This window comes from Bartonella queenslandensis AUST/NH15 (genome assembly GCF_000312585.1).
Classification (GTDB): Bacteria; Pseudomonadota; Alphaproteobacteria; order Rhizobiales; family Rhizobiaceae; genus Bartonella; species Bartonella queenslandensis_A.
Window position 1 is genome coordinate 123,156 of record NZ_HE997979.1, and the last position, 4,841, is coordinate 127,996.

Below are 4,841 nucleotides of genomic sequence, written 5' to 3' on the forward strand. Positions count from 1 at the left end.
GGATGAGGCTTTTAACCCACATCACTTTGTAAAGAAATAACGGTTCTTGAGTATGAGTGCTTGGGATCCACAAACCTTTCCTCTTAAAGTTTCCCCATGTTATTTACTCAAAACTTAAAAGTGCGATACATAAGCCTAAGAATAGTCACCACGCTCTTAAAAAATACTAACAATGGATCAAGAGAAGCTTGCCTTATATTACAACAACTCAAAGAACAGTATTATACGGCATAACCATGTTTTACAGCAGAGGTGGATAATTTGAGAGCAGATGATGAATCTCTTTTTCCGGAAAAAATCAAAAGCATATTTCTAAAAAATAAGCATTGTTTTATACCCAACACCTATCATTGTTTTACACCCAACACCTATTGTGGATGACATCATTATTTCACACGTAGAATGGTTAAAAAAAGTTGTCATCTCTTCATTTAAATGAGCCATGCGATAGAAATAACTTAAAATATAAAAATAACATCGCCCCCTATATTTTTTAAAATTTTCCCAGATTTTACAGCTGTAAAAAACCGCAGATTTTTAAAATTAAGAAAATTTTTTGTTTTAAAAGTTTTCTTATAAAAAGCCCAAAAGTACGATTTTTTCTTTAATTTTCAAGAGTCAAAGATTTTCTTTTAAAACATTATTTGGTCAAAATATAAGAAAATAATATGACCTATCGATCATCAATACAAAGGTTGATATGATGAAACCACAAGATTTAAAAGATGCCCCCCCTCATTCATCACAAATTCCCGAAAGTGCAAGCGCGCAAATGCCTGAAGGTGCAAGCGCGCAAATGCCCGAAGGTACAAGCGCGCAAATGCCCGAAGGTGCAAGCGCGCAAATGCCCGAAGGTACAAGCGCGCAAGTGCCAGAAGGTGCAAGCGCACAAGTGCCCGAAGGTGCAAGCGCGCAAATGCCCGAAGGTGCAAGCGCACAAGTGCCCGAAGGAGCGCGTGCAGATGCAGCTTTCGAAAAGCTTGCAACACATTTAGAACAGCTCAATATTGAAAAAATAAATAATACCCCTTTCAACCGTGCAGAATTAAAAGATATCATTGCAGGTTTAGAAAAGCATAATGCCGATGGAAGTTGGATCAAAAACTATTATGATATTTTAGATCTTTACATGATGCCAGCCTTGGTCGATCAAGCAAATCGCAAATATCCAGAGATGAATCTTAAACTTACAACTCCCCCTAACGGCTTTGCCCTTGCACTCAAAGACACACTCGAAAACGGTATAAAATCTTCCAGATTTATTGTTAATGCGCAAGATAGGGGCATCCATTTTGCGGTTGTTGATCATCAAACCATTGATGATAAAATATCTTTGATCTTTTTTGAACCGACCTTACTGCGTGACACGCTTCCCGCATTACTCGCCTTAAGGACGCAACAATCCCTTGAGCATCACCAATTTCCTCCTATTCATTTTGCCATGGCAGAAATGGATATTCAACGAAGCTCCTCTGAATGTGGGATGTTCAGCTTAAACCTTGCCAAAAAACTTTATCTTGAATCTCAAAAATTAGAAAGACTGCACAAAGATAATATTAAAGGTATCTTATGTGAACCCAATACGCCTTTACCGGCTGAAAAATTGGATCCGTATATTCCTGCTCGTTTATACAAACACACACAAGGGAGAGGACGTCTTGAACAATATCTAAAATCCAATCCGGATGCTGAACATGAAAAAGTCAACAAAAAAGGTGAAACGCTAACGGAGAGATTTGAGAAAAACTTGGTGAAAACGGAGACAAAAATGGCCTCTGTTTCACAACACAGAAAAAGAGCAACGGAATACAAATCTCTGATGCTGTAATAAATATTTTAACCATAGCTCTATTCCACATCCACAAAGAATGAAGTGATGCTGCTTTATGGCTAAGATTGCTCTAAGCACATTGGTTTTCCTATTTGAAAGAAATCAAGAGGCAAGCGATGTATCTTTTAAAGACAAAGCATCATTATTCGATCAAAATCAGCCCATTTTAAAGCTCGTATGTTAAAATTTTGAAGAAACAAAAATCTCACGAGAATTTTGAAAATACCCGCCCCACTTTCTTATAAAAATAGCTCAAAGATGATTTTTTCCTTAATGTTTAAGAGACAAAGGCTTTTTTTCAAAACATTGTTTAGCCAAAATGTAAGCAAATAATCATCTATCGATTATCAATATGGAGGCTAATCATATGAAGCCACAAGATTTAAAAGACGCCCCCCCTCATTCATCACAAACACCTGAAGGGGCGAGCGCAAGTGATCCTACAGAAAATCTTGCGACACATTTAGAGCAATCCAACAGAGAAAAAGGACGAAATATCCCATTCAGTCGTGAAAAATTACATTCAGTCGTGAAAAATTACAAGACATTATTGCCGGTTTAGAAGATGACATCGCAACAGGACGTTGGTTTACAGCTGATTATGCAAGTACAGATCTTAAACTAATGCCAGCCTTGATCGAACAGGCAAATTGTAAATATCCCGCCATGCGCCTTCAATTGGCAACGTCAACGCACAACTTTGCTCTTGCACTCAAAGAAGCCATTGCAAATGGTGTTCAATCTTCCAAATTTATCATTTACACAAAGGATAGAGGAATCCATTTTTCAGTGATTGATCATAAAACCATCGATGACAAAACATCCGTGATATTTTTTGAACCTACAACATTCAACAGTATGAAACCAGCGGTACTAGCATTAAGGACACAGCTGGCCCTTAAAGCGCATGAGTTGCCCAACTGTTCTTTTTCCATGGTCGAAATGGATATTCAACGAAGCAATTCTGAATGTGGAATGTTCAGCTTAAGCCTCGCTAAAAAGCTTCATGCCGAATCTCAAAAATTAGCAAGACTGCACGAAGATAATCTGAAAGGTGTCTTATGTAAACCAGACACGCCTTTACCTGCAGAAAAATTGGATCAATACCTTCCAAGCACTTTTTACAAACACACACAAGGGAGAAGACGTCTTGAACAATATCTAAAATCAAATCCAGATGCTGAACATGAAAAAGTCAACAAAAAAGGTGAAACTTTAACCGAGAGATTTGAAAAAAGCTTAGTGACTGCAGAAGGGAAGACTGTTTCTGTTTCGCAACACAGAAAAAGAGCAACGGAATACAAATCTCTGATGATATAACAAGTATTTTAGCCATCCATTTTTCGTATTCATAAAAAATGAAGCGATGTTGCTTTATGGCTAAGATTGCTCTAAGCACATTGGTTTTCCTATTTGAAAGAAATCAAGAAGTAAGCAATGTATCTTTTATAAGCAATGTGTCTTTTAAAGACAAAGCGTCATTATTCGATCAAAGTCAGCCCATTTTAAAGCTCGTATGTTAAAATTTTGAAGAAACAAAAATCTCACGAGAATTTTGAAAACACCCGCCCCACTTTCTTATAAAAATAGCTCAAAGATGTTTTTTTCCTTAATGTTCAAGAGATAAAGTCTTTTTTTCAAAACATTTTTTAGCCAGAATGTTAAGAAAATAATCATCTATCGATTATCAATATGGAGGCTAATCATATGAAGCCACAAGATTCAAAAGTCATCTCTCCTCGTTCATCACAAACACCCGAAGGGGCGAGCGCGGAAGAATCTTTAGAAGATCTTATTGCCCGTTTAATGCAAACTTCCGTCCCAAAAGAAGAAGAACATGTAGCACCCAATTCTGAAGAATTAAAAGATATTATTACAGGCTTAGAAGATGATCTTGCCACGGATCGTTGGCTGAGTGCTTATTATGAAGAGACCGATATTAGAGTGATGCCATCTCTCGTAGAAAAAGCCAACAGCAAATATCCGAACATGAATCTCAAATTGGCTCTTACAGCAGAAGAGTTTTCTCACGCACTCAAAGAAGTCGTTGAGAGCGACGCAAAATCTGCCCGATTTATCGTCAATTCGGGAAGCAAAATCCACTTTGCAGCCATTGATTATCAAAAAGTTGATGACAAAATCTCTTTGATTATGCTTGAACCTACAACATTCCAGAATATCGCTGCTTGCAAATTAGGGATAAAAATAAATCAAACCCTTGAATGCCTTCAACTGCCCTCTTATTCTTTTACCATGGCGGAAATGGATATTCAACGAAGCGCTTCTGAATGTGGGATGTTCAGCTTAAGCCTTGCCAAAAAGCTTCATGTTGAATCTGAGAAATTAGAAAGACTTCATAAGGATAATGTTAAGGGTGTATTATGTGAACCTAATGCATCTTTATCTGCTGAAAAGTTAGATTCCTATCTTCCCGTCAGTTTATACAAACATGCGCAAGGAAGAAGACGTCTTGAACAATATCTAAAAGCCAATCCAGGTGCTGAACATGAAAAAGTCAACAAAAAAGGTGAAACGCTAACGGAGAGATTTGAAAAAAACTTAAAGGAAGAAGGGGAAAAAACTGTTTCTGTTTCACAACACAAAAAAAGGATTACGGAATACAAATCTTTAGCAATGTAATTGATATTTTTCTCTTCGCTCTTCATCAAAGAAAGAAGCGATGTTGCTTTACAGCGGAGATTTCTCTAAGCGGGTTGGGTTTTGCGTTCGTAAAACAAAAATGGCAAACAACTTGCTTCTTAAAGACTCCTCCCTCTTAAAATGGTATGGAAATTCCAAAGTTCTTCTTCGCTCAAAGCTCTTTTAAGAATGATCCTATTTGGATATGCAGAACGCTGGGCCCATAAAATGCTTTCGTCTTTCGTAAAAGCCCTTTAGTAAAATCCTATGTCTTGTTCTTTTGAGAGCGTCCGCTTTATCTCAAGCACCTTCATGCCATACAACCAACACAACCGTCCCCACGATAATCACACCAGCCCCCATCAAAAAC

4 protein-coding genes are annotated in these 4,841 nt (G+C 37.5%); all 4 read left to right on the forward strand.

Features of this window, described 5'->3' with window-relative positions; genetic code table 11:
* Positions 1–916 precede the first annotated feature (916 nt).
* The 4 genes from BN338_RS01515 (at position 917) to BN338_RS01530 (ending at position 4,471) form a co-directional block, all read left to right on the forward strand.
* Entirely contained in the window at positions 917–1,828 is a 912-nt protein-coding gene (locus tag BN338_RS01515) for a YopJ/AvrA family T3SS effector serine/threonine acetyltransferase (RefSeq protein ID WP_244427586.1), read from the forward strand.
* A 370-nt stretch (positions 1,829–2,198) separates the two neighbouring features.
* Entirely contained in the window at positions 2,199–2,393 is a 195-nt protein-coding gene (locus BN338_RS13755) for a hypothetical protein (RefSeq protein ID WP_039758347.1), read from the forward strand.
* An 8-nt stretch (positions 2,394–2,401) separates the two neighbouring features.
* Positions 2,402–3,151: a YopJ/AvrA family T3SS effector serine/threonine acetyltransferase gene (locus BN338_RS01525; RefSeq protein ID WP_425277455.1), complete on the forward strand. Its 750-nt coding sequence runs from the start codon at positions 2,402–2,404 to the stop codon at positions 3,149–3,151.
* A gap of 387 nt (positions 3,152–3,538) precedes the next feature.
* Positions 3,539–4,471: a YopJ/AvrA family T3SS effector serine/threonine acetyltransferase gene (locus BN338_RS01530; protein ID WP_039758348.1), complete on the forward strand. Its 933-nt coding sequence runs from the start codon at positions 3,539–3,541 to the stop codon at positions 4,469–4,471.
* Positions 4,472–4,841: the final 370 nt, after the last annotated feature.

Excerpts from the sequence above, each read along its gene's own strand:
- BN338_RS13755 (WP_039758347.1), top strand. The coding sequence starts at position 2,199 with ATGAAGCCACAAGATTTAAAAGACGCCCCCCCTCATTCATCACAAACA.
- BN338_RS01515 (WP_244427586.1), top strand. The coding sequence starts at position 917 with ATGCCCGAAGGTGCAAGCGCACAAGTGCCCGAAGGAGCGCGTGCAGAT.
- BN338_RS01530 (WP_039758348.1), top strand. The coding sequence starts at position 3,539 with ATGAAGCCACAAGATTCAAAAGTCATCTCTCCTCGTTCATCACAAACA.